This is a genomic window from Acutalibacter sp. LFL-21 (assembly GCF_025630755.1).
GTDB classification, from domain to species: domain Bacteria; phylum Bacillota; class Clostridia; order Oscillospirales; family Acutalibacteraceae; genus Acutalibacter; species Acutalibacter stercoravium.
The window spans coordinates 236,373-263,297 of sequence record NZ_JAOTNT010000002.1; the positions used below are offsets into that span (position 1 = coordinate 236,373).

Genomic DNA, 26,925 nt, shown 5'->3' on the forward strand with positions numbered 1-26,925 from the left:
TTTTTACTTCTCAAACCGCCGTCCATGGGACAGCAGCACAGCGTCCGTCACACGTACCTGCAAGATGATGGTGTTCTCGTCGGCAAAGTCGTTGTGGCCGTTGTCGATCCAGCTGGCGAAAGATTGGCGCAGATGGGCGGCCAGGGCCTTGTTTTCCTCCTTGCCAAACCACCCCAGGCTCTCCGCCGTGCCGTGGCAGGTGAACCAGTCCCCAGAGAGGGCCACCGTGGGGTTGTCCCGTATTTCCTCCATTTTTCGGGACAACCCGTAGGTGATGACGTAAAAGCACCCCTCCCAGTAGGTGGCGTTCACCGTCCGCACGCTGGGCACGTTGCCCCGGCAGGTGGCCAGGGCCATCTCGTTGTCGCCGCCGAAGCGTTCCTCCATGATCTGTTCGGCTTCCTTGTTCCAGTTCATTCCGTGTTCTCCTCGCCCTGTTGGAATAAGATCCTGAGCATCCGCTCTGGATGGTCCAGAAAGCTCTTGGTGATTTGATAGTGCTCCGTCTCCCGGTACCCCACCGGATGGATGGGCTCCTCCCCCAGCAGCAGTATCTCCCCCTGGGGGTAAGCCATCAAAATGGGGGAGTGGGTGGCGATGACCAGCTGGGAGCCCGCACTCACCAGCCGGTGAATTTCCGCCAGCAGAGTCAGCTGCCGGGCGGGGGAGAGGGCCGCTTCGGGTTCGTCCAGCAGGTAGATGCCCTGTCCCCGGAACCGGTTGTGCACCAGGCTGAGAAAGCTCTCCCCGTGGGACTGGTGGTGCAACGACTTGCCGCCGTAGCTTTGCAAGAAATTGGACGGAGAGGACAGTCCGCTCTCTGCCAGCCGCTCCACTTCCGTGGCGGTATTGTAAAAGCTCTCCGCCCGGAGGAAAAACCCGTCCTTGGGGCGGTAGGGGCCCCGGTGCAGCCGCAGATAGTTGTACAGCCCAGAGTGGGTGTCCCGGGTGGAAAAGGCGAAGTTCCGGGAGCCCCCTTCTGGATTGAACCCCAGGGCCAGGGCCACGGCCTCCAGCAAAGTGGACTTGCCGCTGCCGTTTTCCCCCACCAAAAAGGTGACGGGCTGGCGCAGCTCCAACAGGGAGAGCCCCTTGATGGCAGGGATGTCCTGGAGATAGCTGTCCTCCCCGGCAAAGTCCCCGCCGGTGCGTTCAATTGCGTTGAGGTACATACCCTCCCTCCTTGCGAAAAAAGCACTCCTTAGCAGAGCGCTTTTTCATTTTACCAATGTCCTAGCGCGGGCCGCAAAACCAGCCCACGCCCCCAAACTCCGCGCCCCTAGGCGCGTGCGCGACTTGCCCGCGGGGGCCACCCCCAAAAGGAACGTGGCTGTTTCGCCCCACCAAAAGCGCGGGCCGCAAAACCAGCCCACGCCCCCAAACTCCGCGCCCCTAGGCGCGTGCGCGAATTGTCCCGCCGGGGCCACCCGGCTCATTCGTGGCGCAGGGCGTCAATGGGATTCAGGTTGGCAGCCTTGATGGAGGGCAGCAGGCCAAATACCACGCCGATAGCCATGGAGAACAGCACCGCCAAAAAGATGAACGGCACGCTGATGGCAACGGGGGCTTGTGTCAGCCGGGAGACCAGCTGCGCCAGGCCAATGCCCGCGCCCACGCCAATGAGGCCTCCCAGGCTGGTCAGCACGGCCGCTTCGGTGAGGAACTGCCACAAAATGCGGCCCTTTTTGGCCCCAATGGCCTTTTTCAGGCCAATTTCCCGGGTGCGCTCTGTGACGGACACCAACATGATGTTCATAACGCCGATGCCGCCTACCAGCAAAGAGATGCTGGCAATCCAGATGAGCTGCTGGTTGGTGGCGTTGGAAAGCTGCTGAAGCTCTTGCGCCTGCTGCAGAACGTCCTCTGCCCGGTATTTTATGCTTTCGTTCTGGTTCTCCTCGTTGAGCAGGTCAGCCACTTGTGTGCCCACCGGGGACATGGCCTCGGTGCTGGTGCAGCGCACCGCTACCTCCTGCGGTTCGTCATAGGCAAACATGGAGGGCCATATGCTGTTGGGCACAAAAACCTTGCCCGCATTGGAGGTGCCCATATACATGTAATAATCGTCAATGGAATTGATCGTGGGCTGGAACTTGTTGTCCTCCTCCACTACGCCCACCACCACCAGCGCGGTGGCGTTGTACTCTATGGTTTTGCCGATGGGGTCTTCCCCTTGAAAGAGCTGCTCGGCGGCATTGCTGTCCAGCACGCATACCGGGCGGTATTCCTGAAATTCCACTGGAACAAAGGTGCGGCCCCTGTCCACCCCATAGCCGTAGGTGGAAAAGTAGCTGTTGTCCACGCCCAGCATCTCACAGCCGTCCATGCCCTGATTGCCGTAAAAGATGGAGCCATTCAGGTACTGCCGCCGGTTGTACACCGCCGCGTCCTCTACCTGAGGCAGGTCCAAGATCTCCTGGTACTGCTCTTCGTTGACCTGGGAAATCCCTGCCGGCACCCCTTCGCTGGTCACATCATACACATAGTCGTAATCCTGCCGGTACAGCTGCACCCGCACCACATTGTTTCCCGCGCCGATCAAGTTTTGCTTGATCTGTTCGTTGGTGCCCTTGATGGTGGACACAATGGAGATAATGGAAGCGATGCCGATGATGATGCCCAGCATGGTGAGGAAAGAGCGCATCTTGTGGGCCCAAATCCCTTGGAAGGAAAGGCGGATGTTTTCTATCATATCGTGTTCGCCCTCCCTTTAAAACATGATCTGTACATTGCCGTTTTCATCCACAGTTTCCTCTTCCGAAGAGGTCCCCTCGGAAGCTGTACTGTCCAGAGGGGCGCTGGCCCCTGCGTCAGAGGAGGGGTCCGCAAAGGGTGGGTCCTCCGTGCCCTGCACCACGGCCCGTACGCCTTCTTTCACATCGTTCCCATAGGGGAAGGCGATGTAGTCCTCCTGGGTTAAACCGCCCTTTACCTCCACATATTCGCCGCTGTAAATGGATTTTCCCAGGGAGAGGTACTGCTTGTAGAGCCGGTTGTCCGGTCCCACCTTCATCACATAGCTTCCGCCCTCATCCTCTCGAATGTAGGGTTTGTAGAGATAGAAAGCGCTGGCGTCCGTGTCTCCCACCAGATTTAGGGTCAGCTCCAGATACATGCCGTTGGAGAGCCCCTCCGAACCGTCCAGCACAGCGGTGAATTCATAATTGGAGCTGTTGCTGTTGCCGGAGCCGCTGTAATAGTTCCCCTCCAAGGGGTAATCGGAGATCTGGGTGATGGTGGCGCTGTATCCCATGCCGGTGTCGTAGCTCATGGCAGAGATCACGTCCCCCACCTTCACGCTGCCCAGCAGGCTTTCGCTGAGGGTGCCGGTCACCGTAAACTGGGCCTGGCCGGAAACCACCAGGAAGGGGCTGCTGCTGGCTTTGGCGGTGTCCACGTCGGTCAGGGTGCGCACCACACCGTCGATGGTGCTGCGCACGGTGGAGTTGTCCAGGGCAATCTGCGCCTTTTTCAAATCCAGCTCGGCCTGATCCACCTTCAGCTGCAAATCCTTGATCTCCTGGCGTTTCTTGGCGATCAGGTCGTTGAGCTCCTGGCGGGTGTAACCCATGTCGTTGTAGTTGTTGGGGTTGGGTGTGGGCGTAGGGGTGGAGCGGCTGGAGGGTGCGTCAAAGACCTCCATCACAGATTCCAGTGTGTTGCTGCCGGTGATGGCATCGGAGACCTGGAAGCTGCCCGAGAGTTGGGTGCCGTCCAAGGTGAAGGAGTACAGCAGGTCCCCGTAGTTAGAGTTGTCCTCCCGCACCTCGAACACGGCGGCAAAGGGGGTGGTCAGCACATCCTCCGGGGAAGGGGTGGCGCCAGAGCCGTCCCCCAAAAGCCGCAGCAGGAACTCCCGGGTCATCACGCAGTCCTCCGTACAGAGGAACACATAGGGGTCCTCCGTGGTGCCGCTGCCCGAGTAGGGCTTAGAGTCCGCGTCCAGCCGGCTGTATAAAGTCACGTCCGCAGGGGGCGTGGTGGGCTCCGGCGTAGGCGTGGGAGCAGGCGTAGGGGTGGGGGTGGCGGCGGGCCGCCGGGTAGGCGTGGGGGTGGCCACAGGGCGCCGGGTGGGACGCGGCGTAGTATAGGGCTTGGTGTTTTGCAGCTTTTTCAGCTGATCCTCTGCGTCGTCCAGCTCGATCTCCGCCTGTTTCACGGCGATGTCCTTAGACTCCAGCTCCAGCTCCAGTTTGGTCTTGTCGTATTGGATCAGGGGATCGCCCACGCTGACTTGCTGCCCCTCCTCCACAAAGATGTCCGTAACAGTCTGGCTGTCAGAGGGGTACAGCTCCTGCTGGGAGTCGCTCTTCACTGTGCCGGAGGAGTATGTGGTGTCCCCCCAATAACTGGTGGTTACACTGGGGTCGCTGACAGCCAGCACCTCAACGGTTTTGTGGTCCATGCGGTATTGTATGAAAAACCAGATTCCCATGGCAAGGCCCACCGCCACGACGATGGCGGCGCTAATGAGGATCAGGCGTTTTTTTGTCTGCTTATTCATGTTCATAGGTGATTGACCGTTCCTTTCCCCAACGAGTGGGTGCGAAAACCCCCGGGGCTAAAACTCTGTGCGGGGCACCAGGGGAGATTCCCCCGGCTTCCCTTGGGGCTTCCGTCCCAGGGGGAACAGGCTGCCCAGTTCTATGGGAATAGCCGCCCCAAAACTGCCAGAACGGGGCTCCGGCCCCTCTGCCGGCGGTGTGGACTTCTGCGGCGGGGCGGCAGTTTTTCTGGCAGGAGCCTTTGCCGCTGCCGGGTCTGGCGCCCTTCTAGAGGCCTCGCGGCGGGGAGAAGCTTCCTGCTCCAGCAGGGCGGTGACCTCCGCGTACAGAGCGGAGCCAGCCGTTAGCTCCATGGGTGCAGGCTCTGCGGCAGGACGCTGGACAGCGGCCTGCGGAGCGGGGGCCCAATTCCCGTGGCGGGGGCCCTGGCTGGGCCGCTGTGCTTTGGGCCGGTAGGCGGGGGCGTCTTTTCCCGCGGCGTGGCGGGGGCCGTTGGACTTCTCCCGGGGGCGCGAAACCACAACCTGCTCCACCGGGGGCGGGGCAGGCCGTTCCGGGGCAGGGGAGAGGGGCGCTTTGGGGGCCTGCCGGGGCGCCTCCCCTTGGGGCGCGGGCCGCACAGGTCTCTGCGCTGGGGCAACGGGCGCCTGAGGCTCTTTTTGGAGCGGCGCGCCCCCCGGCCCATCCGGCTGGGGGACTCCCTCCGGCTTCTTGTGGCCGATGTGGAACTCCCCGGGCGGGATGATGTCCGGAGGCAGAGAGGGGCCTGCCTTTTTGGCGGGCTGGGCCTCCAGCAGCTGGCCGTCCCGGATATGAAGAATGCGCTTGGCGTGGGCGGCAATCTCCGGCTCGTGCGTGATCATCACAATGGTGACGCCTTCGTCGTTGAGCCGCTGGAAAATCTCCATGATCTGCTCGCCGGATTTGGTATCCAGGGCGCCGGTGGGTTCGTCGGCCAAGAGGATCTTGGGCTCGTTGACAATAGCCCGGGCGATGGCCACCCGCTGGCACTGGCCGCCGGAGAGCTGGGTGGGTTTAAAGTTCACCCGGTCCCCCAGGCCCACCCGCTCCAACGCCTTGCGGGCAATCTCCAGCCGCTCCTTGCGGCGCACCCCAGCGTACAGCAGGGGCAAAGCCACATTTTCCAGGGCGCTCTGCCGGGAGAGCAGGTAGAAGCTTTGGAACACAAAGCCGATGCTGTGCAGGCGCACATCGGACATTTTGGAGTCGCTGTTCTGGGCAATGTCCTTCCCCTCCAGGAAATACTCCCCCGAGGTGGGGCTGTCCAAACAGCCGATAATATTCATCAGTGTGGTCTTGCCAGAGCCCGAGGGCCCCATGATGGCCACATATTCTCCCTCTTCCACGGAAAGGGAGATGTCCTTCAAGACCGGCACGTCCAGCTTGCCCTGGGTGTAGGTCTTGCAGATGTTTTTCAATTCCAGCATCATCGCGCAAGGCCCTCCATGGGGGAACCGTCCAGCGTGTCCTCTATGCTGGTATCCCCCTCGTCCACTGTGCCGTCCTCGCTGTATTCCTCCGTGCCAGAGACGGTCCCGTCCTCCAAGAAAGAGGCCTCCCCGCCGGCGTCATAGGGTACGGCCATGCCGGGGTCCACAGCGCCGCCGTCCATCGTTCCGCCGTCCACAGACCCTTCCGGTACGCCGCCGGCGGAACCGTCATCCAGAGAGGGGTCCTCCACAGGAACGTCCGCAATGTTAGAGGTGGTGGGAGCCCCCTCGATCAGATCCTCTTTGGGCTGGGCAATAAAGTCGCCCTCCTCCACGCCGCTGCGGATCTCATAGCGGTCATTGCCAGAGTCGTAGTCCCCCAGGATGACGCTGCGCTTTTCCAGGGTGCCCTCTTCGCTTTGGGCCCAAACAAAGCTGCCGTCCTCATCGTGGGCGATGTAGAAAGAGGGCAGCCACAGGCCTTCGGGCTGTGCCTCCAGGCCCAGGTCCGGCTGAATGTACACATGCTGGCCCAAAATCAGCCCCTCCCGGCTGGAAAGAGTCACATAGAAATTGTATTTAGAGCTCTGCTGGCCGCCGTCCACCCCATAGTAAACCACGCCGCCATTGTTCTGGTCGCTGGTGGGCTCCGTCTCAATGGTGTCAACGACGCCCTGCCACACGCTCTCATCCACGCGGGAGTGGACCGTGACGGCCTGGCCCTGGTAGAGGGAGCCGATGTTCAGCTCGGAGATGGTGCCCTTCACGCGGAACTCGCCCGAGGAAAGGATGGTGATAAAGGGCTTTTGCTGGCCGTTGGCGTCGGTGGCGGGGGTCTCGTTGACCTCTCGGATCACGCCCTCTACCTCGCTGAAAACCTCCGCGTTGTTGATGGAGTCCTCCAGCTTGTCAATTTCCTGCTGCTTGGTGTCGCTGTTGTATTCCTGCGTCTTGATCTGCAGCTCCACAGCCTGGATCTGCACGGTGTAGGAATACTGCTCATCCTCGCTGGCTTTTTTCTTCTCGTCCTCCAGGTCGTCCTTCTGGTTTTCCAGGGTGGTGATCTGGTTTTCAATGCCCTCCAGGTCCAGTTCGGCCTGGTCCAGCTGAAGCTGCAGCTCCTCTGTGTCATAGCGGAACAGCGCGTCCCCCGGGTTCACCTGGTCACCCTCTGTGACATAGATTTCTGCCACAGTTTTGGTGTCATCTTTCTGGATGGAATAGGTAGCCTGGGGTTCCACCACGCCGGAATACCGGGGCAGAGAGCCCAAGTTCAGCCCGGCAATCTCCGCCACGGACTGCACATATACGGGAGAAGCGCCCGCAGCTGCCCAAAGGTCCCTCAGCCAGAAGAACCACAGGCACGCAGCAGCAATAAGCAGCGCCGCCAGGCAACTTAGAACGATAATCAGCGGTTTTTTGGATCTATGTTTCATAGCAAAAAGCTCCTTTGGTCCCCATCAGTCAATATTCCATTTCATTATACCGTAAGTGCCCCCTTTTTGCAATGAAAAGATAGAGTTTTTTATGTCAATCTGGCGGGCCGGTTGCCGTCTCAGCCCTCCCTTCTGGAGCTTCCTCTTGACAGACGGCCTCCGGCCTTTTATAGTAAAAAGAAACCATTTTCAAAGGAGGAACGGCCATGGAATACATTGCCCAGGATCTTACAGAACTGGTGGGGCACACCCCCCTGTTGGAGGCCAGCCGCTTTTGCGCAGCCAGAGGGCTTTGCTGCCGCCTGCTCTGCAAACTGGAATCCCTGAACCCCGCGGGAAGTGTCAAAGACCGGGTGGCCCTTGCCATGCTCCGCCAGGCGGAGAGGGAGGGAAAGCTCTCTCCCGGCGCCACCATCATTGAGCCAACCTCGGGAAATACCGGCATCGGGCTGGCGGCCATGGGGGCTGTGCTGGGCTATCGGGTCCTCCTCACCATGCCGGAGACCATGAGCCAGGAGCGCCGGGCCCTCCTGAAGGCCTACGGCGCCCAGCTGGTGCTGACAGAGGGCTCCAAGGGCATGGCGGGTGCCATTGAAAAGGCCCGGGAGCTGGCGGCCCAGCTGCCCGGCAGCTTCATCCCCGGCCAGTTCGAGAACCCGGCCAATCCCCAGGCCCACTACGATACCACCGGCCCGGAGCTGTGGGAACAGACCGGCGGCGTCCTGGACATTTTCGTGGCGGGCACGGGCACCGGCGGCACCTTGACCGGCACCGGCCGGTTCCTGCGGGAGAAGAAGCCGGACATCCAGCTCATCGCTGTGGAGCCCGCGGGCTCTCCCGTGCTGACCCAGGGCAAGACGGGACCCCACGGGCTGCAGGGCATGGGGGCGGGGTTCGTCCCCCAGGTGATGGAGACCTCCCTTTTTAGTGAAGTGCTGGCCTGCACAGAGGAGCAGGCCTACGCCGCCGCCCGGCAGTTCGCCCGCACCGAGGGCATCCTGGTGGGCATCTCCTCCGGGGCGGCCCTGTGGGCGGCCTGCCAGGTGGGGAGCCGCCCGGAGAACGAGGGTAAGTCTGTGGCGGTGCTCCTGCCGGACACTGGGGACCGGTACCTCTCCACACCTTTGTTTGAGGAGGATGGGGAAGAATAAAAAAGCGGCCCTTCCGCTGGAGACGCAAGCGGAGGGGCTGCCGTGCGAAGGAGATATATATGCCAAAAAAATTTTACGCGGTGCAAAACGGCAGGGACGGCGATGGTGTCTATGAGAGCTGGGACGCCTGCAAGGCCCAGGTCCATGGGGTGAAAGGGGTGGTCTACAAGGGCTTCCCCACCCGGCAGGAAGCGGAGGCCTTCCTCCAGCGGGCGGGCGCCTCCACCACCGAGGGGGAAGTTTCCGAGAGCCCGGAGCGGGCGGACCGGGCGGTGGCCTATGTGGACGGCAGCTTCTCCCAGGAGACGGGAGAGTTCGCCTGCGGGGCGGTGCTGTTCTGGCAGGGGGAGCGGCTGCTCTTCTCCCAGAAGTATAACGACCCGGACCTGCGGGAGATGCGCAACGTGGCCGGGGAGATTCTGGGGGCGGTGGCGGTCATCCGCTACTGCCTGGACAAGGGCATTCCGGCCCTGGAAATCCACCACGACTATGAAGGGGTGGGCAAGTGGGCCCTGGGCCTGTGGAAGGCCAATAAGCCTGGCACCCAGGCCTACGCCGCCCTGTGCAAACAGGCCATGGGGCGCTTGCAGCTCTCCTTTGTGAAGGTGAAGGGCCACTCGGGCAACCAGTGGAACGACCTGGCCGACCAGCTGGCCCGCCGGGCCCTGGGCAAGGAAAAATCGGAAAAGTAAATCCAATTTCTTAATAGAAAAAGGACCTGGCAGGCCGCCGGGTCCTTTTTGCTGTGCAACGTCTTTATTGGATGGTGATAAGCTCGTACTCCCGGGTGCCCAGGCCCAGCTTGACGCCGTGCTCCAGGCAGCTTTCCCAGTTGGTGTCCGGGTGGGTGTCGGTGAAGTGGTCGTGGTGGCAGCGCTCCCGCTCGTCCAAAATGGAGCCGGGCACGCTGGGCTGGGCGTTCACCGCGTCGGCGCAGGCCTGGTCCAGGGCAATGGGGTCAAAAGAGGCGAACATGCCCACATCCGGCACAATGGGCAGGTCATTCTCGCTGTGGCAGTCGCAGTTGGGAGAGACATCCACCACCAGGCTGATGTGGAAGCAGGGCCGGTCTTTTACTACAGCCCAGGTGTACTCAGCAATCTTGCAGTTGAGAATGTCGTTGGCCTCATCGCTGGCAGCCTCCACCGCGTCCACGGGACAGCGGCCAATGCACCGGCCGCAGCCCACGCACTTGCTGTGGTCGATAGAGGCTTTCCGGTCTGTGATGGTAATGGCGCTGTGGGCGCAGTCCTTCTGGCAGGAGCCGCAGCCTACGCACAGCTGCTGGTTCACATGGGGCTTGCCAGAGCTGTGCATCTCCATCTTGCCCGCCCGAGAGCCGCATCCCATGCCGATGTTCTTCAGGCAGCCGCCAAAGCCGGTGGCCTCGTGGCCCTTAAAGTGGGTCAGGCTGATGAAAACGTCCGCATCCATAATGGCGGCGCCGATCTTGGCCTCCTTCACATAGTCGCCGTCAATGGGCACCAGGGTTTCATCGGTGCCCTTCAGGCCGTCGCCGATGAGCACATGGCAGCCGGTGGAGAAGGGGGAAAAGCCGTTTTCATAGGCGGTGTCCAAATGGTCCAGTGCGTTTTTCCGGCGGCCCACATATAGGGTGTTGCAGTCGGTAAGGAAGGGCTTGCCCCCCAATTCCTTCACCACATCAGCCACCACTTTGGCGTAATTGGGCCGCAGGAAGGCCAGGTTTCCCGGCTCGCCGAAATGGATCTTGATGGCGGCGTATTTGTTCTGAAAGTCAATGTTCCCGATCCCCGCTTCCTTGATGAGCTTTTCCAGCTTTTGCAGCAGGTTGCGCCCAAAGGAGGCGCGCAGGTTTGTAAAGTACACTTTGGATTTTGCCATGTGAGAATAGCTCCTTCCTGTTTTTTAAAATCTCGTACAAGTTTTTCCGTTCCAGTATACTGGATAAATCCAGGTTTAAGTCAAGAGGGGAGGGCGGAAGATCGAACCGCGGGGTGCCTTGGAAGGGCGTCATTTCCGTTTTTTCGCGGCCTGCTTCCCAGAGGGCAGCTTTTCCCCGTTGGGGCCCACTCCCTTTTTCTTGCAGAAGGCCGCCATGCAGCATTTCTCGCAATAGGCTTTCCGGGCGGTGCACACAGCCCGGCCGTGGAGCACCAGCCGGTGGCAGAAATCGTTGGATTCCTCCGGGGGAAGCACGGCCCGCAGGTCGTTTTCCACCTTTTCCGGGGCGGTGTTGTCCGTCAAGCCCAGCCGGCCCGCAATGCGGATGCAGTGGGTGTCCGTCACCACAGCGGGTTTGCCGTACACGTCTCCCACAATCAGGTTGGCGGTTTTGCGGCCCACGCCGGGCAGCCGGGTCAGTTCCTCGATGGTGTCCGGCACCTTGCCGCCGAACTCATCCCGGATCATTTTGCACATGCCCAGGATATCCTTGGACTTGGTGTTGTAAAACCCACAGGAGCGGATCAGCTCTCCAATTTCCTCTTCGGTGCCCTCGCAGAAGGCCTCCAGGGTGGGAAAGCGGGCAAACAGCCCGGGGGTTACCAGGTTCACCCGGGCGTCGGTGCATTGGGCGGAAAGCCGCACGGCAATCAGCAGCTGCAAGGGGTCCTGATATTCCAGAGAGCACACTGCCCCGGGATATTCCTCTTTCAGAGCTGCCACCGCCTGCCGGGCCAGTTCTTTCTTTGTCATGGGAAATACTCCTTTTTGTGGATTTTGCTTCTTTCATTGTACCCTCTCTTCCGGCATTTGGCAAGGGGAAACACTTTTTGCGGCAACCCCCTTTCCCCGGGAAGGGTTTTCCTGTATAATAGGGGAAACAGGCGGGAAGCGCGCCGGTTATCCCAACAATACCCAGAGAAAGGAAGTCGAACGACCATGTTCAACGATTTGATGGATACCATCGGCTTTGTCACAGGCAAGGACCCGGAAGTGGGCCAGGCCATGGAGAAGGAGTTTGCCCGCCAGCGGCGGAACCTGGAGCTGATTGCCTCTGAGAACATCGTCTCCCCGGCGGTGATGGCCGCCATGGGCACGGTGCTCACCAACAAGTACGCCGAGGGCTACCCCGGCAAACGGTACTACGGCGGCTGCCAGTGCGTGGATATTGTAGAGGACATTGCCCGGGACCGGGCCTGCAAGCTGTTCGGCGCCGAGCACGCCAATGTGCAGCCCCACTCCGGCGCCCAGGCCAACCTGGCGGTGTACTTCGCCCTGCTCCAGCCCGGGGACACGGTGCTGGGCATGAACCTGGCAGAGGGCGGCCACCTGACCCACGGCTCCCCGGTGAACATGTCCGGCGCGCTGTACAACTTTGTGGCCTACGGCGTGGACCCGGATACCGGCCGCATTGACTATGACAAACTGATGGCCCAGGCCCTGGAAGTGAAGCCCAAGCTCATTGTGGCCGGGGCCAGCGCCTATCCCCGGGCTATCGACTTCGCAAAATTCCGGGAGATTGCCGACGCCTGCGGGGCCAAGCTCATGGTGGATATGGCCCACATCGCCGGTCTGGTGGCGGCGGGGGTCCATCAGAACCCGGTGCCCTACGCCGACGTGGTTACCACTACCACCCACAAGACCCTGCGAGGCCCCCGGGGCGGCATGATCCTCTGTAAGGAGGAGTACGCCAAGGCCATTGACAAGGCCATCTTCCCCGGCACCCAGGGCGGCCCGCTGATGCACATTATCGCCGCCAAGGCCGTGTGCCTGGGCGAGGCGTTGCAGCCGGAGTTCAAAGCCTATGGGGAGCAGGTGGTGAAGAACGCCCAGGCCCTGGCCAAGGGCCTGCTGGACCGGGGCGTAAAGCTGGTCTCCGGCGGAACGGACAACCACCTGATGCTCATTGACCTGACCGACAGCGAGCTCACCGGCAAGGAGCTGGAGCGCCGCCTGGACGAGGTGTACATCACCGCCAACAAGAACACCGTCCCCGGCGAGAAGCGCAGCCCCTTTACCACCAGCGGCGTGCGCCTGGGCACCCCGGCTGTCACCACCCGGGGCCTGCGGGAAGAGGACATGGACGAGATCGCCGCCTGCATCGCCCTGGCTATGGAGGACGGCTTCGAGGAGAATATCCAGGCCATTCGGGACAGGGTGGACGCCATCTGCCAAAAGTACCCCCTGTATGCCTGAGAGAAACCGGCTTTGCCGGCTTGCTTGATGGGGCTGTTTCGGAAATACGGCAAGGAGGCCGCTGGGAGAGACGTCTCCCAGCGGCTTTTTACGGGTACATACTCAAACGTTTGTTTGTTTAAATCAGTTGCGTTTTTGGAAAAAAGATGGTAGAATAGGGCATATCCAGAAAACTTGTGGGGAAGGGGGCCTTTTTATGGCGGCGCCTTTGGCGGACCGGGTCCGCCCCGCCACCTTGGATGAGGTGGTGGGCCAGCGGCATATTTTGGGGCCCGGCCGCGCCCTGCGGAAAATTATCAAGGCCGGCGAGGTTCCCAACATGGTGTTCTATGGCCCCGCAGGGGTGGGAAAGACCACGGTGGCCTCCATCATTGCGAAAAACACCAAGCGCCACCTGGTGAAATTGAACGGCACCACCGCCTCCACCGCAGATATCAAGGCGGCCGTGGCCAGCACCAACACCTTTGAGGGGCTCCATGGGGTGCTGCTCTATTTGGACGAGATCCAGTACTTCAACAAAAAGCAGCAGCAGACCCTGCTGGAGTTTATGGAGAACGGCTCCATCACCCTCATCGCCTCCACCACGGAGAACCCCTATTTCTATGTGTACAACGCCATCCTCAGCCGCTCTACCGTGTTCGAGTTTAAACCCGTGGAGAGCGCTGAGATCCAAAAGGCGGTGGAGCGGGCCTTCCAGGCCCTTGCGGAGGAGGAGGGCCGGCCCATTTTGCCGGAGGAGGGCGTGTGTGCCCACATCGCCTCCCACTGCGGCGGGGACGTGCGCAAGGCTATGAACGCCGTGGAACTCTCCACCCTGGCCAGCGACACCGGCGGCCCCCATGTGGAAGTCACCCTGGAGGCCGCCCGGGAGCTGACCCAGAAGAGCACCATGCGCTACGACAAAAACGGGGACGAGCACTACGACCTGATGAGCGCCTTTCAGAAGTCCATGCGGGGCTCGGATCCGGACGCCACTGTCCACTACCTGGGCCGCCTGCTGGAGGCGGGGGACCTGCCCTCGGTGTGCAGGCGGCTGCTGGTGTGTGCCTGCGAGGACGTGGGCCTGGCCTGGCCCCAGATTATCCCCGTGGTGAAGGCGGCGGTGGATTCCGCCCTGATGGTGGGCCTGCCAGAGGCCCGCATTCCCCTGGCGGACGCGGCGGTCCTGGTGGCCCTGGCCCCCAAGTCCAACTCCGCCTACACCGCCTTGGACAGGGCCATCGCCGACATCCGGGCGGGAAAAGCGGGGCCCATCCCCCGGAACCTGCAGAACCGGCATTACGACTCCGCCGAGGTGGAGCGCAAGGGCCAGTTCTACCAATATCCCCACGACGCGCCCCATCACTGGCTGCCTCAGCAGTACCTGCCGGATAACTTGGCAGGCGCCCGGTATTACGACTGCGGAGACAATAAAAATGAGCAGGGCTTTCGGGCCTATTGGGACAGGATTAAGCATAACGGAGCCTGAGGGCTTGTATGATGTAGAGAAAGCAGCACGGCACTTTTGTGAGAAGCAGGGAGGTACAATACTGTGAAACCCTTGGTTTTGGGAAATCTATCCTATGGAATGTACGCCATCGGCGTGAAGGACGGCACCCGCCCCAACGCCTGCATTGTCAACACGGTGATGCAGATTTCCAAGGCCACCCCGGCGGACGCGCCCTTGGTGGCCCTGGCAATGAGCAAGCAGAACTACAGCTGTCAGTGCATTGAAAAAGAGGGGATTTTCTCCATTTCAGTCCTGTCGGAGGACACCCCTGCAACAGTCATCGGGGCCCTGGGGTTCGTCTCCGGCCGGAACGCGGATAAGCTGGAGAATGTGCGCCACAAGGTGCTTGTCGAAGGGGTGCCGGTCATTAAGGAAAACACCTGCTGCTGGTTCCTTTGCAGGGTGAAGGACCGGATGGAAACCCAGGGCAGGGTGGTGTTCACAGCCGAGATCATCGCTGGCAGTGACGTGGCCGTGGGCACGCCTATGACGTATCGCTACTATGTGGAGCAGCTGGGCGGGGCGTCCCCCAAGCATTCCCCCACTTATCTGCCCCCAGAGCGCACGTTTGACAAGTCCAGCGGCGAGAGCTTTGTGTGTTCTGTGTGCGGTTATGTGTACAGCGACCCCAACTTTGGCTTCGAGGAGCTTCCCGCGGACTGGACTTGCCCCATCTGCAAGATGCCGAAGAAGGCCTTTGTCCGGAAGAAATAGCAAGCGCCTGCTGGTGGGCACAGCTTGCAATCTGTAAAAACACCCCCTCACGGAAGTACGGCTTCCTGCATGAGGGGGTGCTTTTTGCTTTTAGGCCGCGCAAGGCAGCGGGGGACAACGGGATGTGAGGCTGTTGAAGGGACCTTCATCCCTGCAAAGGCTTCGTTAATTCTCCCGTGTGGTTTTCAAAAGATGCCGGGGATCACCCGGGCCAGGCACAGGCCTGCAAGAAAAGAGGCGAGATTGGCTGCCCAAGCGTAAGCCACGGGACGGGGGCGCGTCCAAGTGCAGGTCCCGCGTGAGGGGAGCCCCCGCCGGTAGACACAGGCTTCCAGGCAGCAGACGCCCACCTCCAGCGCCGTGTAGACCAGCGCGGAGGTGTTAAAGAAAAAGGGCACAAACACGCAGGGGCCCCACTGGAAATTGGCCCAGTTCAGCAGGAGGTTCAGCAGCAGTTGGGTCACCAGGTTCACCTGGAGCAGATACCCAAGCTGCGCCTTTTTCCGGTAGCCGAACAGCGGGGCGATGCCCAGCTCTATCAGGATCGTGATAGCCGCCCGCAGCGCCAGGGAGACGATTTCTCCCAGGAAGTCATAGCTCTTTTCCGCCAGCAGTTCCCCCGGCTGGGACAGGTCCACCGTGAAGTAGCTGTCAAAGGCGTACCGCTCATAGATCCCGCTGGCCCGGTATTCCCCGGTCTCCGGGTAGAACACCAGGACCTTGAATGCCTGGGGCGGGCGGTAGTTCCAGTCCAGCAGGTCCGTCCCGGTGCACTCCCAGAACCACTGGAGGAAGTAAAACCCGTCCGGGTCCTCATAGTCCACAAAGGCCTGCCAAATGTCCTTTTGCCCCTCCGGATACTGGGCGCTCTCCGGGTAGTCCGGGTTATAGGCGGACTGGGGCCCTGTGGAGCTCTCCCGGGAGAGCAGGGTGGCGTAATAGGGCTGGCCGGTACTCCCGGTGAACTCTATTTTCACCGAGGGTTTGGGCCCCGTATCCGCTCTGGCGGGCAAGGGAAGAGCCAGCGCCAGCAGCAGGCACAGGACCGGCAGGGCCCAGGTCCTCCTGGAAGCGGCCGTAGAGGTGCTCTCCTTTCTGCCGGTGGTGGAAGGGGCCTTATTTTTCGGCGGGGAAAAGGTACTTCTGCTGGGTGCGGTAGGACTCGTAAGCGCCCACCATCAGCCGGGTCAGGGCCACAGCGTCGTCGATGCCGTTGGGGGCTTCGCCCTCTCCGCAGCAGGCGTCAATCCAGGCGTCGATGGGCATGGTGCTCTTCTCGGGCAGGTCGGTTACCTGCGCCAGCTTGCGGCCGGTCTCTTCGCAAGTGTACTCCAAAATGTTGTTGTGCACCATCAGGCCGCCCTCCGTGCCGTTCATCTCCAGCACATAGGGGATGCCGTTGGTGACAAAGCCCGTCTCGGACACGCCGATGGCGCCGCCCTCAAACTCAATGACAGACACGGCGTTGTCCTCCACACCCCGGTGGGTCACCTCAGTGAACTGGGAGACGATGCTCTTGGGATCTCCCAAAAACCAGTGCAGGGTGTACATGGGGTGGGCCCCCAGGTCCATCATAGCGCCGCCGCCGGTTTGGGCCGCGTCGTAGAAGTGGGGCGGCAGCCAGCCCAGGGAGCCGTCGGCCTGGGGCCGCACGCTGCCATCGTGGTAGTTGTGCACCCGGGCGTAGGTGATCTTGCCCAGCTTTCCGCTGTCCACCAGGGCCTTGGCGGCCTTCAGGGTGGGCCAGGTCTTGTGGGGGTAGGAGATGGTGAACTTCACGCCGCTCTCCCGCACCGCCTGGGCAATCTCTTCGGCGTCCTCGTTGGTCAGGGCCAGCACTTTCTCAGTGAAGATGTGTTTGCCCGCCTTGGCGGCCGCCAGCAGGATATTCCGGTGCTGGTTGGTGGCGGTGGTCACCTGCACCCCCTCGATGGTGGGGTCGGCCCAAATGGCGTCCAGGTCCGGCTGGAAGGGCACTCCCAGCTTTTCAGCCATAGCCTGGCCCCGTTCCTGGTTGTCGTCCCACAGGCAGCACAGCTGAGCCTTGGGGTTTTTCTGTATGGCTTCCGCGTACTCTTGGGTGTGGACGTGCCACGCCCCTACAGTTGCAATTTTCATGGAATAGTCCTCCCAAAAGAAAAAATTTTTCCGCCTATACCATAGCACCCGTTGGGGCAAAAAGCAAGCGGTTTTTCACAAAACCGCAAAAGAAAAACGCCCCCAACGGGGCGCCTTCCTTTACTGGTATTTTTGGATGAGGGCGTCCATGCCGGGGCGCTTCTGCTCCATCTCCTCCACCAGCTTGAACTGGTTTCGGGCCCGCACCAGGTTGTGCTCTGGATAGGCGGTGCGGAAGTACACATCCCCGTTGAGGTAGTCCGCCAAAAAGCGGATACCCACCTCGAAGGTCATCAGAAGGGCGCCGTCGGGCAGGGTGGCCAGCTCTGTGGGAGTGAGCGCTTTTCCCGCGGCGGAGAGAAATCCCTCTGTGTAGGCCGCAAACCGCTCCAGGTCAAAGTGGACTTTAGAGAGGTCCGCCTCATCCTCGGCGGCGGTGGTGGCCCCGGCCCGGATGGAGTCGCCAAAGTCGAAGGCGCACAGGCCGGGCATCACCGTGTCCAGGTCGATGACGCACAGGGCCCTGCCCGTCTCCCGGTCAAAGAGCACATTGCTGATCTTGGTGTCGTTGTGGGTCACCCGCAAAGGAAGCCTCCCCTGGCCCAGCAGATCCATCAGCAGGGAGGCGCCTCCCTCCCGTGCCTTGGCAAAAGCCAGCTCCGCTTCCACCTGAGAGAGCCGCCCGGCCTTGTCCTCCGCAGCGGCCTGCCAAAGCTGCTGGCAGCGCACCGGCGTGTTGTGAAAGTCCGCGATGGTCTCGTGGAGGGTTTGGGCCGGATAGCCGGAGAGCAGGCTCTGGAATTCTCCAAAGGCCCGGCCGGCCTCCCGCAGCATGGCGGCGTTCTCCGCCGATTCAAAGGACTGGGCCCCCACCACATAGGCCATGCAGCGCCAGAAGTTCCCGTTCCCGTCCACAAACAAGGGCTCCCCCGCTTGGGTGGAGCGCAACGAGAGGGTCTCCCGGTCCGGGTCGCCGCCCCGGTCCCGGATTTTCTCCCGCAAAAACGCCGTCACCCCGGCGATGTTCTCCATGATGTCCCGGGGGGAGGGGAATACATAGTGGTTGATGCGCTGAAGGACAAACTGGCCGCCGTCCTCCACCAGAAAGGTGTCATTGATATGCCCGCCGTTCAGGCGGACAGCCTCGTTCCGGGGAGAGAGGCCAAAGGCTTCCAGAATTTCCGGCGTGACATGAAGGGTCTGTTCCATGGGGGATCGTTCCTTTCCAAAAATCAGTTTCCAAAACAGAGCCGCAAGTCCCCGGCAGGGAGCCTGCGGCTGTTCCTTGTAAATCGCTGCGGTATGGTGCGTGAAATGGTGTCAGAAGCGCAGGGCCAGGCGCAGAATCGTCTCGCCCGCCGCGCCGGAAACGGAAAGCTGTCCGCTGTACCGCTCCACAATTTCCCGGGTGTTGTCCAGGCCCTGCAGGGTCTCCTCCCTTTCGGGGGAATCCTCGAAAAGCCACTCCATCAGCTGGGAAAAGCTCTTTCCGCGCCAAGAGAATTTTTCCTGCTCCGGCAGGTCGGCGGAATAGACCGCCTCCATTGTCAGGGCATTTTCCCCGGGAAAAACTGTGAAGCGCACCCGCCGCTCCCCTTGGTAGGCAGCGGCGTCTTCGCAGGCGCGGGTCAGCAGTTCGTTGGCAATCACGCACAGCTCCGCTGTGGAGAGGGGCGTCTCTCCCACGAGGGCGTTGCTCTCAAAATGGATGCTGTTCTGTGCGGCAAAGGCGGCCTTCACCGCGATGACAGCGCTGAGATAGGGATTCTCGCTGTAAGTGGCCAGAATGGGAAGCCGCGCCCCGTTTTCCTTAAAGGAGGCGATATAACGGGGGATCAGGGTGTCGCTGCCATCCTGCAGCATCACCCGCACGGTGTCCAGCGCATACTCCCCGGCCTTCCGGGCGGCGCGCACCTCCTTGACAGCTGCCAGGGTGTCGTGGAAATCCCCGGATTCCATCTCCAGCATGGTGGAGCGGGCGGCTTCCTCCGCCACGCGCTGGCTGTAGCGCCCCGCCTGGTACACAGACCGGAAGGCGAAGAGCACCGCCAAGTACAGCAGGGTGGCGGCCAGCAGCCGTTCCGCCGGGATGTGGGCCCGGAAGAGAAAATCCACCCGTCCGTTGCTGACGCCGCAGGCGGCCAGCTGCAGCAGGCACATGCCCGCGAGAAACGCCGAGGGGCCCCGCCCGCTGAAGTGCCGGAAGGGCCGGTACAGGCACAGCCCCATCAGGGCGGTGAGCAGCAGGGTTGCCGCCAGAGAGGCCACCGCCGCAAAAGCCCCTGCGGTGGAAAAGGGAAGCGTCCCCAGAAGAAGGGGCAGAAAGGCCTCTAAGTACAGAGTGTTGGAGAGAGCCAGTATCGCAAGGTAGAGCTTATCCAGCAGGCCGTTTCGGGAAAGAAACAGGGAGGCCCCGAAAAGCACCAGCGCCCCGGCGGCTACCGCCCAGGTGGGGCCCAACAGCGCGCGGACCGCCCAGCCCACCGCCAAAGAGAGCAGATAGGCGCCCCCATAGCAGGCTACAGTGGCCCACAGCCGGAAGCGGTCCTCCAACAGGGCCATATACAGCCCTGCGGTACACAGCAAAACAACAGCCAGTTCTGTCACGTTCAGCATCCCCTTTTTCAATTCCGTGGGAAGCCGCGCCTAGCGCAGCCCCTTCGTTCATGCTTCCCCTCATAGCCCAGCCCCGCCGCGCGGGGCCCTCCGTGAGTTCTGTTTTCCCATTATAGCATAGGACGCGCCGGAAAACAATTTCTTTTTCCACGGGTTTTTAGAAGGTCTCCCTAAAACAAGGGGCTTTTCAGGGCGCGGTGTACAGCAAAATCCATTGACAGCGGGGCAGGGGTATTGTAAGATTATCATATAGCCTGAAGGACAGCGTGCCGCTGTTGGGAAAAGAGGAGAAGGGCAATGAAAAAGAAATGGGCCTTTACCGCTGCAGCCGGGGTGCTGGGCGGCTTGTTTTTAGCCGGGGTGCTGGAGGTGGGTTCTTCCACCGGCTGGTTTGGGCTGGAGGAGCTGGCTTCCCCAGGGGTTCCCTCGTGGGAGCACTCCTATGAGACCACCTGGGACCCCTCTCAGGACGGGGTGGAGGGCCTTTCCATCCGCTGGGCTGTTGGGCCCGTGTCTGTAATGCCGGGGGAGGGGCCCCTTATCACTGTGACGGAGTACGCTTCCCGCCCCTTGGAGGAGGGGGAAAGGCTTGCCCTGTCCTCTTCTGGCGGCGTGCTGGAGGTGGGCTGGAACGGCAGTCTGCTGCCCCTGGGCGCCCTGCAGGACCTGGAGAAGCGGGTGGAGGTGAAGGTCCCGCCGGAGCTGCTCTCTCAGCTGGAGGAGCTCTCCTGCTGGAACATCTCCGGGGAGGTCAGCGTTTCCGGGGCCTTTGCCCAAGAGCTTTCCCTGGGCTCCCTTGCCGGGGATCTGTTCCTGACCGGCGTTTCCGGGGAGAAAGCCGCGGTCTCCACTGTGTCCGGGGACATCCAGTGGAGCCAGGGACAAGCACGGGAGCTTTCTGTAAAGAGCACCTCCGGCGCGGTGCAGGTTGTGGGCATGCGTGCGGAGGAGTGCCATTTGAAGACGGTCACCGGCCCGCTTGAGTACCGGGGCGTGGGTGGCAGGCTTTTCGGGGAGAGCGTCACCGGTTCCCTGCGGGCCCAGCTGACCGCCTGCCCCACAGAAGGAGAGCTGGGCTCTGTGCAGGGGGATATTTTCCTCACCCTGCCAGAGAACAATGGCTTCCAGGCAAGGCATTCCAGTGTTTCCGGCCACTTTACATCGGATTTTTCCGGTTCGGGGCAGGGCGGAGGCTTCCTCTATAAGGGAGGCGGCCCGCTGCTTTCCTTTACCACCACCTCAGGGGATGTGCGCATCGCCCGGGGCTGATTACCCATCGGAAAGGAGGCGCTGCATGTACGGCGCAATCTTAGGGGACATCGCGGGGTCCCGTTTTGAATTCAGCAAGCCCCAGGGCTTTGACTGGCGCACTGTGGACCTGTTCGGGGCCCGAAGTGCCTATACCGATGACACCGTGCTTACGGTGGCGACCAAATATGCCATCCTCACCGGAACCCCCTATGCCAAAGCCTACGCCCTGTTCGGCAAGCGGTATTCACGGGTGGGCTATGGCACCATGTTTAAGAATTGGCTCAATTCCGGCTCGCAGAAGGGGTATAACAGCTACGGCAATGGTTCCGCCATGCGGGTCAGCTACATCGGCTGGCATTTCGATACGCTGGAGGCGGTAGAGGGCCAGGCGGCCCGCAGCTCTACCTGCACCCACGACCATCCGGAGGGGATCCGGGCGGCACAAGCCACGGCGGGGGCAGTGTTTTTGGCCCGCACAGGCGCCTCGAAACGGGACCTGGCCCGGTATTTCCGCAAGCGGTTCTGCTACCCGGTCAGCAAGCCCCTGGCGTTCTACCGCCCCTTTGGCAAATTTGACGATACGGCCATGGGCACCATGCCCCTGGCCATCCGCTGCTTTTTGGAGTCGGAGGACTGGGAAAGCTGCATCCGCAATGTGTTCAGCATTAAATGCGACACGGATACCGTGGCCTGCATCGCGGGGGGCATTGCAGACGCCTTTTACGGCGGCACCGGCCAGGATGAGGAGGCCCTGTTAAAGCGCTTTTTGGTCAAGCCCGATGAAAACGGCCGGTTTGATAAGTTTTTGTACCAATGGGCCGTTAAAACCAAAGAGCAGGCCCAGCGGGAGCAGGAAGAGAAGCAGCGGCAGGAGAGGGAAGAAAAAGAGAAAGGCGGCTTATTATGATCGTTCAGACCTATCAGTCCAAGTTGGTTTTGCGCATTCTCAAGGCGGGGGAAATCTACCGGGCCAAGCCCAACCTGTCCCTGCGGGGGGAGTACGATGCCCTGATTGATATGCTGGGCCTCAAATGCGAGTGCCCCATCTTCGCGGTCATCAAAGGGCGGCGGCAAAACACGGGGGGCAAGGTCTCCGGCTCTGTGCGGCTGACCCTGGATGTGCCGGACAAGTTTATTCATTTGACAGAATATGGCGTGTGGGCCGACTTCCTCTATGCCTTTCAGTTTACTAAGCCGGGCAACTACAAGTCCCTGCGGCCAGACTGTGAGGAGCTCACCGTCCGCCGCTACAACGAGATTTTAGAGGACCTGAAGAAGCAGCGCAAGCCCTCTGAGTACAAATATCCCCAGGTGGTGCTGGAAAAGATCAACCCCGCCTGGCTGAAAAGCTACCACATTGTGGGCAAGGGAGAGGGCCTGCTAAACCGCATTTTCAGAAGGAAGCGCTGACCGGGCGGAAGGCGCTGCCGATACAGCCCGCCAATGGGGCGGGTGGAAAAGGGAAGGAGTTTTTTGTTATGATGGTGGGCAAGTACATTTTATCCATCGACCAGGGGACCACCAGCTCCCGGGCGGTCCTGTTCGATTCCTTCGGGGGTGTGGCCGGCATGGGCCAGCGGGAGTTTCCCCAGATCTATCCCCAGCCGGGGTATGTGGAGCACGACGCGGTGCAGATTTTGCAAACCACCCTGTACGCCATGCGCCAGGCAGTGGAAAAGGCCGGGGTCCATGCCCGGGATATTGCGGCCATCTCCATTACCAACCAGCGGGAGACCACTGTGGCTTGGGACGCCCAAACCGGCATTCCGGTGTGCAATGCCATTGTGTGGCAGTGCCGCCGCACCGCCCCGGAGTGCGAACGCCTGCGCGCCGCCGGCATGGAGCCCTACATCAAGGATACCACCGGCCTCATTATCGACCCCTATTTTTCCGGCACCAAGATGAAGTGGATCCTGGAAAATGTGCCCGCCGCCCGGGAGCTGGCGAATAAGGGCCGGCTGCGTTTCGGCACCATTGACACTTGGCTGGTGTACTCCTTGACCGATGGGGCCTCTTACGTCACCGATGTGACCAACGCCTCCCGCACCATGCTGTTCGACATCCACAAGCTGCGCTGGGATGACGCCATGCTCAAGGAGCTGGGCATCCCCCGCAGCGCCCTGCCCCGGGTGTGCGAGAGCGGGGAGATTGTAGGCATGTGCAGCGCCGATGTGCTGGGGGAAGAGATCCCCATTGCCGGCATGGCCGGGGACCAGCACGCCGCCCTGTTTGGCCAATGCTGCTTTGAAGAGGGCATGGCCAAGAACACCTACGGCACGGGCTGCTTTGTTCTGATGAACACGGGCAGCAAGCCGGTGGCCTCCAAAGAGGGGCTGCTGACCACCATCGGCTGGAAGCTGAACGGCCGCACCACCTACGCCCTGGAGGGCAGCGCCTTCAACGCGGGCAGCGCCATCCAGTGGCTGCGGGACGAGCTCCAGCTCATCAAGACCCCCCAGGAGGCGGACCAGCTGGCGGAGACCGTAGCGGATGCGGGGGGTGTCAGCTTTGTGCCCGCCTTCACCGGCCTGGGCGCCCCCTATTGGGATATGTACGCCCGGGGAGCACTGCTGGGTGTCACCCGGGGCACCACCCGGGCCCATCTGTGCCGGGCGGTTTTGGAGAGCATTGCCCTGGAGAGCGCCGACCTAGTGGAGGCCATGAAGCGGGAGAGCGGTGTGGCCATTCCAGAGCTGCGGGCGGACGGCGGGGCTTCCCGCAGCCGGTTTTTGATGCAGTACCAGGCGGACATCCTGAACACCCGGGTTTGCCGCCCCCAGTGCCTGGAGACCACCGCCCTGGGTTCCGCCATGATGGCGGGCCTGACCGTGGGCGTGTGGGAGGACCTGGAAGAGCTCTCCTCCCTGTGGCGGGAGAGCGCCGCTTTCACGCCGGACTATCCCCAGGAAAAGCGGGAGGCTGACCTGGCCCGCTGGCACGAGGGTGTCCGGCGCAGCATGGGGTGGGCCCGCCAGTAAGTGCGCAAGGTGTTTCCCGGGTACAACGGGAGGAGGGATAGAGTGGTCCATCTGGAAAAAGTAAACGGCGAAAATATCTGGGACATTTTAAAGCTAAGTGTCTCAGAGAGTCAGAAAAATTTTGTCGCCAGCAATGAGATCAGCATTCTGGAAGCCTATGCCGCTATCGCATCCAACGGATATGCGTTTCCGTTTGGGGTCTTTGACGGGGATGCTCCAGTGGGCTTTGTGATGGTTGGGTATGGCAAAGATGACTGCTGGAAGGACGCCCCAGCCATAGCGGAGGGGAATTATAACCTGTGGAGACTGATGATCGACGAGAGCTGTCAAAACAGGGGATATGGGAGACAGGCGGTAGAACTTGCACTAAACTTTATCAGAACCTATCCCTGTGGAAAAGCCAATTTCTGCTGGCTGTCATACGAGCCGGAAAATACGGTTGCCAAATCGCTGTACGCCTCTTTTGGATTTGTAGAGACCGGAGAAAAGGACGGCGAAGAGCAAATTGCCGTTTTAAAACTTTAAGACAATTTCTGATGTAGACACGCGGGGCCGAGTGGGCTTTCCGTAAGCCAATTGAAAACCGTCCGGGCCTGCGCCCTATGCGCTACGCGGTCTCACCTGCCGCTCGGGTGCTGTCTGCCAGTGGCAGACGCCCAGCACCGACCGAAGTGGCAACGTAGACCGGCGCTGAACGGTGCCCACCGGGCACCAGCGCCGTGCGGGCTTGGCCCTGCATTTCTTACGGCTTCGCCCAGGTCAAGACCGCAGGGGCGTTGCCCCCGCACCCCCACAGCCTTTGAAAAGGCTGGCGAAACTTTCATGCGCCTTCGGCGTTTTCTTTCCATTACTTTTCTGCGAGGTGATCCCCTTGATCTCCATTATCGACTACGGCGCGGGCAATCTCCAAAGCGTGGAGAAGGCCCTGCGCCACATCGGCTGTGATTGCCAAATCACCGCCGGCCCCGCCGCCCTGCTGGCCTCAGAGGCCGCGGTGCTGCCTGGGGTGGGCTCCTTTGGCGACGCCATGGACCAGCTCCGGGCCCGGGGCTTGGAGCAGCCCATCCACGATTTTGTGGACTCTGGCAAGCCCTTTTTGGGTATCTGCCTGGGCCTGCAGATCCTCTTTGAAACCAGCGAGGAATCCCCCGGTGCCCGGGGGCTGGGCCTGCTGAAGGGCCGTATCGTCCGCCTGCCCAAGGAGAGCGGCTTGAAGATCCCCCACATCGGGTGGAACTCCCTGGCGCTGAAAGAGGGGGAACCCCTGTTCGCCGGGCTGCCCCAGGAGCCCTATGTGTACTTTGTCCACTCCTACTATCTGCGGGCCCAGGAGGACGTGGTCACCGCCACGGCAGAGTATGGGGCAACCATCCACGCGGCGGTGCGCAAGGGGAACCTGATGGCCTGCCAGTTCCATCCGGAAAAGAGCGGCCGGGTGGGGCTGCAGATCCTGCGCAACTTCGCGGCAATGCTGGAAAAGGGGGAGTGAACATGTACGCCAAACGGATCATCCCCTGCCTGGACCTGAAAAACGGCCGGGTGGTAAAGGGGACCAACTTTGTAGGCCTGCGGGATGCAGGGGACCCGGTGGAGTGCGCCATTGAGTACGACCGCCAGGGCGCAGACGAGCTGGTGCTGCTGGACATCACCGCCTCCTCCGATGCCCGGGACATCATGGTGGATATTGTCACCCGGGTGGCGGAGAGCATCTTTATCCCCTTCACCGTGGGGGGCGGCATCCGCACTGTGGAGGACTTTACCCGTATCCTCCGGGCCGGGGCGGACAAGGTCTCTGTCAACTCCGCCGCGCTGAGGAATCCCGCCATCATCCAGGAGGCGGCTTATAAATTTGGCAGCCAGTGCGTGGTGGTGGCCATGGACGCCAAGCGCCGTCCCGAAGGGGGCTGGACCCTGTACCTCAACGGCGGCCGGGTGGACACGGGAAAGGACGCCGTGGAGTGGGCCCGAGAGGTGGAGCGCCTGGGCGCGGGGGAGATTCTTCTCACCAGCATGGACTGCGACGGCACCAAGGCGGGCTACGACCTGGAGCTGACCCGGGCCATTTCAGAGGCGGTGTCCATCCCGGTGATCGCCTCTGGTGGGGCGGGGACCATGGAGCACTTCTACGACGCCTTCACCCAGGGCAAAGCGGACGCAGTGCTGGCGGCCAGTCTGTTTCACTTCCGGGAGATCTCCATTCCCGAGCTAAAGGCATACCTGGCGGGCCGGGGCATCCCCGTGCGCCGGGAGCCATGCTGAATGTGCCGGTTTGGGCCTGCTTTTCGGGCTTTTGAAAAAAATGAAAAATAGGTGTTGACTTTTCCGAAAAACCTGTTATAATAAATACTGCCGTTCGGACAGGGCGGCAAAAAATAGCGGTATTGTGTAAGGGTAGCACAGCAGACTCTGACTCTGTTTGTCTGGGTTCAAATCCTGGTACCGCTGCCAAAAAGCCTCGGTTTGAGAGAGCCGAGGCTTTTTTACGAGGTGTGGCTCAGTTTGGTAGAGCGCTACGTTCGGGACGTAGAAGTCGCAGGTTCAAATCCTGTCACCTCGACCAGGTTGAGCCTGGACGCAATTCGCGTTCCGGGCTCAGCTATTTCTTTTGCCTTGCCGCTCGCGCTTGTAGCGGGCAGTGATCTTGTCACCTCGACCAGCGGCAAGCTGCCGCTCCCAAGCCGCGATCATCGCTTTTGCGGTGGCCGCGATTTTTGTTGCCCGCGTTTTTACCAGGCGGCTGTTCTGTTTTCCCGTCCGGTGCGGCGCCTGAGGGAGATCTGCCGCCAGCTGCGCACCCATGACATTTCCCGGGTGGATCTGGTGATCCGCTGGGGCGGCATGCGGCGGCTTTCCGGCTTTCTGCCAGTGCAGTCCGTGTACGCGGATTTCTTCGTGGTGGACCGGCTCTGGCCCGACTTCCAGCCGGAGGACTTCTTCCAAGCCTTGGAATGGTATCAAAAGCAGGACGTGACCCTGGGCGGGCGACCCCTTCCGGCGTTTCGCGCAGCCCAGAAATTTTGACGCTCTCAGCCCGGCTTCTCTTGGAGAGGAGCCGGGATTTTTTCTGCCTGAACGGAACTCCCTTGCGCTGTGCGGG

The 26,925-nt window shown here is 61.4% G+C and carries 25 protein-coding genes and 2 tRNA genes; 15 read left to right on the plus strand and 12 right to left on the minus strand.

Annotated features, from left to right (window positions below):
* Nucleotides 1-3 precede the first annotated feature (3 nt).
* The 6 genes from ODJ80_RS03415 to ODJ80_RS03440 form a co-directional block, all read right to left on the minus strand.
* Nucleotides 4-417, minus strand: a complete 414-nt coding sequence (locus tag ODJ80_RS03415) for a pyridoxamine 5'-phosphate oxidase family protein (RefSeq protein ID WP_263040924.1) — start codon at nt 415-417, stop codon at nt 4-6.
* The gene (locus tag ODJ80_RS03420) at nt 414-1,172 is read right to left on the minus strand and encodes an AAA family ATPase (RefSeq protein WP_263040925.1); all 759 of its coding nucleotides are present in this window, start codon (nt 1,170-1,172) and stop codon (nt 414-416) included. Before ODJ80_RS03420 ends, ODJ80_RS03415 begins: the two co-directional genes overlap by 4 nt.
* 260 nt (nt 1,173-1,432) lie before the next feature.
* A complete protein-coding gene (locus tag ODJ80_RS03425; protein ID WP_263040926.1) occupies nt 1,433-2,692 on the minus strand; it encodes an ABC transporter permease in 1,260 nt (419 codons plus the stop codon).
* 18 nt (nt 2,693-2,710) lie between these two features.
* Entirely contained in the window at nt 2,711-4,510 is a 1,800-nt protein-coding gene (locus ODJ80_RS03430; RefSeq protein ID WP_263040927.1) for an efflux RND transporter periplasmic adaptor subunit, read from the minus strand.
* A 51-nt stretch (nt 4,511-4,561) separates the two neighbouring features.
* The gene (locus tag ODJ80_RS14155; protein WP_442863885.1) at nt 4,562-5,956 is read right to left on the minus strand and encodes an ATP-binding cassette domain-containing protein; all 1,395 of its coding nucleotides are present in this window, start codon (nt 5,954-5,956) and stop codon (nt 4,562-4,564) included.
* Complete coding sequence (locus ODJ80_RS03440) at nt 5,953-7,392, minus strand: efflux RND transporter periplasmic adaptor subunit (protein ID WP_263040928.1); 1,440 nt, start codon at nt 7,390-7,392, stop codon at nt 5,953-5,955. Before ODJ80_RS03440 ends, ODJ80_RS14155 begins: the two co-directional genes overlap by 4 nt.
* 206 nt (nt 7,393-7,598) lie before the next feature.
* Here ODJ80_RS03440 and cysK point away from each other — a divergent pair, with 206 nt between their 5' ends.
* The gene (gene cysK, locus ODJ80_RS03445) at nt 7,599-8,543 is read left to right on the plus strand and encodes a cysteine synthase A (RefSeq protein WP_263040929.1); all 945 of its coding nucleotides are present in this window, start codon (nt 7,599-7,601) and stop codon (nt 8,541-8,543) included.
* Between the two features lie 59 nt (nt 8,544-8,602).
* Nucleotides 8,603-9,235: a ribonuclease H family protein gene (locus tag ODJ80_RS03450; protein ID WP_263040930.1), complete on the plus strand. Its 633-nt coding sequence runs from the start codon at nt 8,603-8,605 to the stop codon at nt 9,233-9,235.
* 64 nt (nt 9,236-9,299) lie between these two features.
* Here ODJ80_RS03450 and ODJ80_RS03455 read toward each other — a convergent pair whose 3' ends face one another.
* Nucleotides 9,300-10,406 carry a DUF362 domain-containing protein gene (locus ODJ80_RS03455; RefSeq protein ID WP_263040931.1) on the minus strand — a complete coding sequence of 369 codons (1,107 nt, stop codon included), beginning with the start codon at nt 10,404-10,406 and terminating at the stop codon, nt 9,300-9,302.
* A 129-nt stretch (nt 10,407-10,535) separates the two neighbouring features.
* Nucleotides 10,536-11,219 carry an endonuclease III gene (gene nth / locus ODJ80_RS03460; protein ID WP_263040932.1) on the minus strand — a complete coding sequence of 228 codons (684 nt, stop codon included), beginning with the start codon at nt 11,217-11,219 and terminating at the stop codon, nt 10,536-10,538.
* 186 nt (nt 11,220-11,405) lie between these two features.
* Here nth and glyA point away from each other — a divergent pair, with 186 nt between their 5' ends.
* The 3 genes from glyA (at nt 11,406) to ODJ80_RS03475 (ending at nt 14,865) form a co-directional block, all read left to right on the plus strand.
* Nucleotides 11,406-12,662: a serine hydroxymethyltransferase gene (gene glyA, locus ODJ80_RS03465; protein WP_263040933.1), complete on the plus strand. Its 1,257-nt coding sequence runs from the start codon at nt 11,406-11,408 to the stop codon at nt 12,660-12,662.
* A gap of 196 nt (nt 12,663-12,858) precedes the next feature.
* Entirely contained in the window at nt 12,859-14,130 is a 1,272-nt protein-coding gene (locus ODJ80_RS03470; RefSeq protein WP_263040934.1) for a replication-associated recombination protein A, read from the plus strand.
* A 63-nt stretch (nt 14,131-14,193) separates the two neighbouring features.
* Nucleotides 14,194-14,865 (plus strand): flavin reductase, encoded by a 672-nt coding sequence (locus tag ODJ80_RS03475; protein ID WP_263040935.1) that lies wholly within the window; start codon nt 14,194-14,196, stop codon nt 14,863-14,865.
* 185 nt (nt 14,866-15,050) lie between these two features.
* Here ODJ80_RS03475 and ODJ80_RS03480 read toward each other — a convergent pair whose 3' ends face one another.
* From ODJ80_RS03480 to ODJ80_RS03495, 4 genes are all read right to left on the minus strand, one after another.
* Nucleotides 15,051-15,842 (minus strand): hypothetical protein, encoded by a 792-nt coding sequence (locus ODJ80_RS03480; RefSeq protein ID WP_263040936.1) that lies wholly within the window; start codon nt 15,840-15,842, stop codon nt 15,051-15,053.
* 139 nt (nt 15,843-15,981) lie between these two features.
* A complete protein-coding gene (locus ODJ80_RS03485) occupies nt 15,982-16,983 on the minus strand; it encodes a Gfo/Idh/MocA family protein (protein WP_263040937.1) in 1,002 nt (333 codons plus the stop codon).
* 120 nt (nt 16,984-17,103) lie between these two features.
* The gene (locus ODJ80_RS03490) at nt 17,104-18,192 is read right to left on the minus strand and encodes a phosphotransferase enzyme family protein (RefSeq protein ID WP_263040938.1); all 1,089 of its coding nucleotides are present in this window, start codon (nt 18,190-18,192) and stop codon (nt 17,104-17,106) included.
* A 111-nt stretch (nt 18,193-18,303) separates the two neighbouring features.
* Complete coding sequence (locus tag ODJ80_RS03495; RefSeq protein ID WP_263040939.1) at nt 18,304-19,590, minus strand: hypothetical protein; 1,287 nt, start codon at nt 19,588-19,590, stop codon at nt 18,304-18,306.
* Nucleotides 19,591-19,896: 306 nt separating this feature from the next.
* On the opposite strand from ODJ80_RS03495, the gene ODJ80_RS03500 reads away from it, so the two are divergent.
* The 10 genes from ODJ80_RS03500 (at nt 19,897) to ODJ80_RS03545 (ending at nt 26,849) form a co-directional block, all read left to right on the plus strand.
* Complete coding sequence (locus ODJ80_RS03500; protein ID WP_263040940.1) at nt 19,897-20,868, plus strand: DUF4097 family beta strand repeat-containing protein; 972 nt, start codon at nt 19,897-19,899, stop codon at nt 20,866-20,868.
* Between the two features lie 25 nt (nt 20,869-20,893).
* Nucleotides 20,894-21,757 (plus strand): ADP-ribosylglycohydrolase family protein, encoded by an 864-nt coding sequence (locus ODJ80_RS03505; RefSeq protein ID WP_263040941.1) that lies wholly within the window; start codon nt 20,894-20,896, stop codon nt 21,755-21,757.
* Nucleotides 21,754-22,260, plus strand: coding sequence for a DUF3841 domain-containing protein (locus ODJ80_RS03510; RefSeq protein ID WP_263040942.1), 507 nt, complete (start codon nt 21,754-21,756; stop codon nt 22,258-22,260). Before ODJ80_RS03505 ends, ODJ80_RS03510 begins: the two co-directional genes overlap by 4 nt.
* Before the next feature lie 71 nt (nt 22,261-22,331).
* A complete protein-coding gene (gene glpK, locus ODJ80_RS03515; RefSeq protein WP_442863887.1) occupies nt 22,332-23,828 on the plus strand; it encodes a glycerol kinase GlpK in 1,497 nt (498 codons plus the stop codon).
* A gap of 42 nt (nt 23,829-23,870) precedes the next feature.
* Nucleotides 23,871-24,353, plus strand: a complete 483-nt coding sequence (locus tag ODJ80_RS03520) for a GNAT family N-acetyltransferase (protein WP_263040943.1) — start codon at nt 23,871-23,873, stop codon at nt 24,351-24,353.
* Between the two features lie 346 nt (nt 24,354-24,699).
* The gene (hisH, locus tag ODJ80_RS03525) at nt 24,700-25,317 is read left to right on the plus strand and encodes an imidazole glycerol phosphate synthase subunit HisH (RefSeq protein WP_263040944.1); all 618 of its coding nucleotides are present in this window, start codon (nt 24,700-24,702) and stop codon (nt 25,315-25,317) included.
* Between the two features lie 2 nt (nt 25,318-25,319).
* The gene (gene hisF / locus ODJ80_RS03530) at nt 25,320-26,087 is read left to right on the plus strand and encodes an imidazole glycerol phosphate synthase subunit HisF (protein WP_263040945.1); all 768 of its coding nucleotides are present in this window, start codon (nt 25,320-25,322) and stop codon (nt 26,085-26,087) included.
* Nucleotides 26,088-26,202: 115 nt separating this feature from the next.
* Nucleotides 26,203-26,276, plus strand: a tRNA-Gln gene (locus ODJ80_RS03535).
* Between the two features lie 35 nt (nt 26,277-26,311).
* Nucleotides 26,312-26,388 (plus strand) — tRNA-Pro (locus ODJ80_RS03540).
* 2 nt (nt 26,389-26,390) lie between these two features.
* The gene (locus ODJ80_RS03545; RefSeq protein ID WP_263040946.1) at nt 26,391-26,849 is read left to right on the plus strand and encodes an undecaprenyl diphosphate synthase family protein; all 459 of its coding nucleotides are present in this window, start codon (nt 26,391-26,393) and stop codon (nt 26,847-26,849) included.
* Nucleotides 26,850-26,925: the final 76 nt, after the last annotated feature.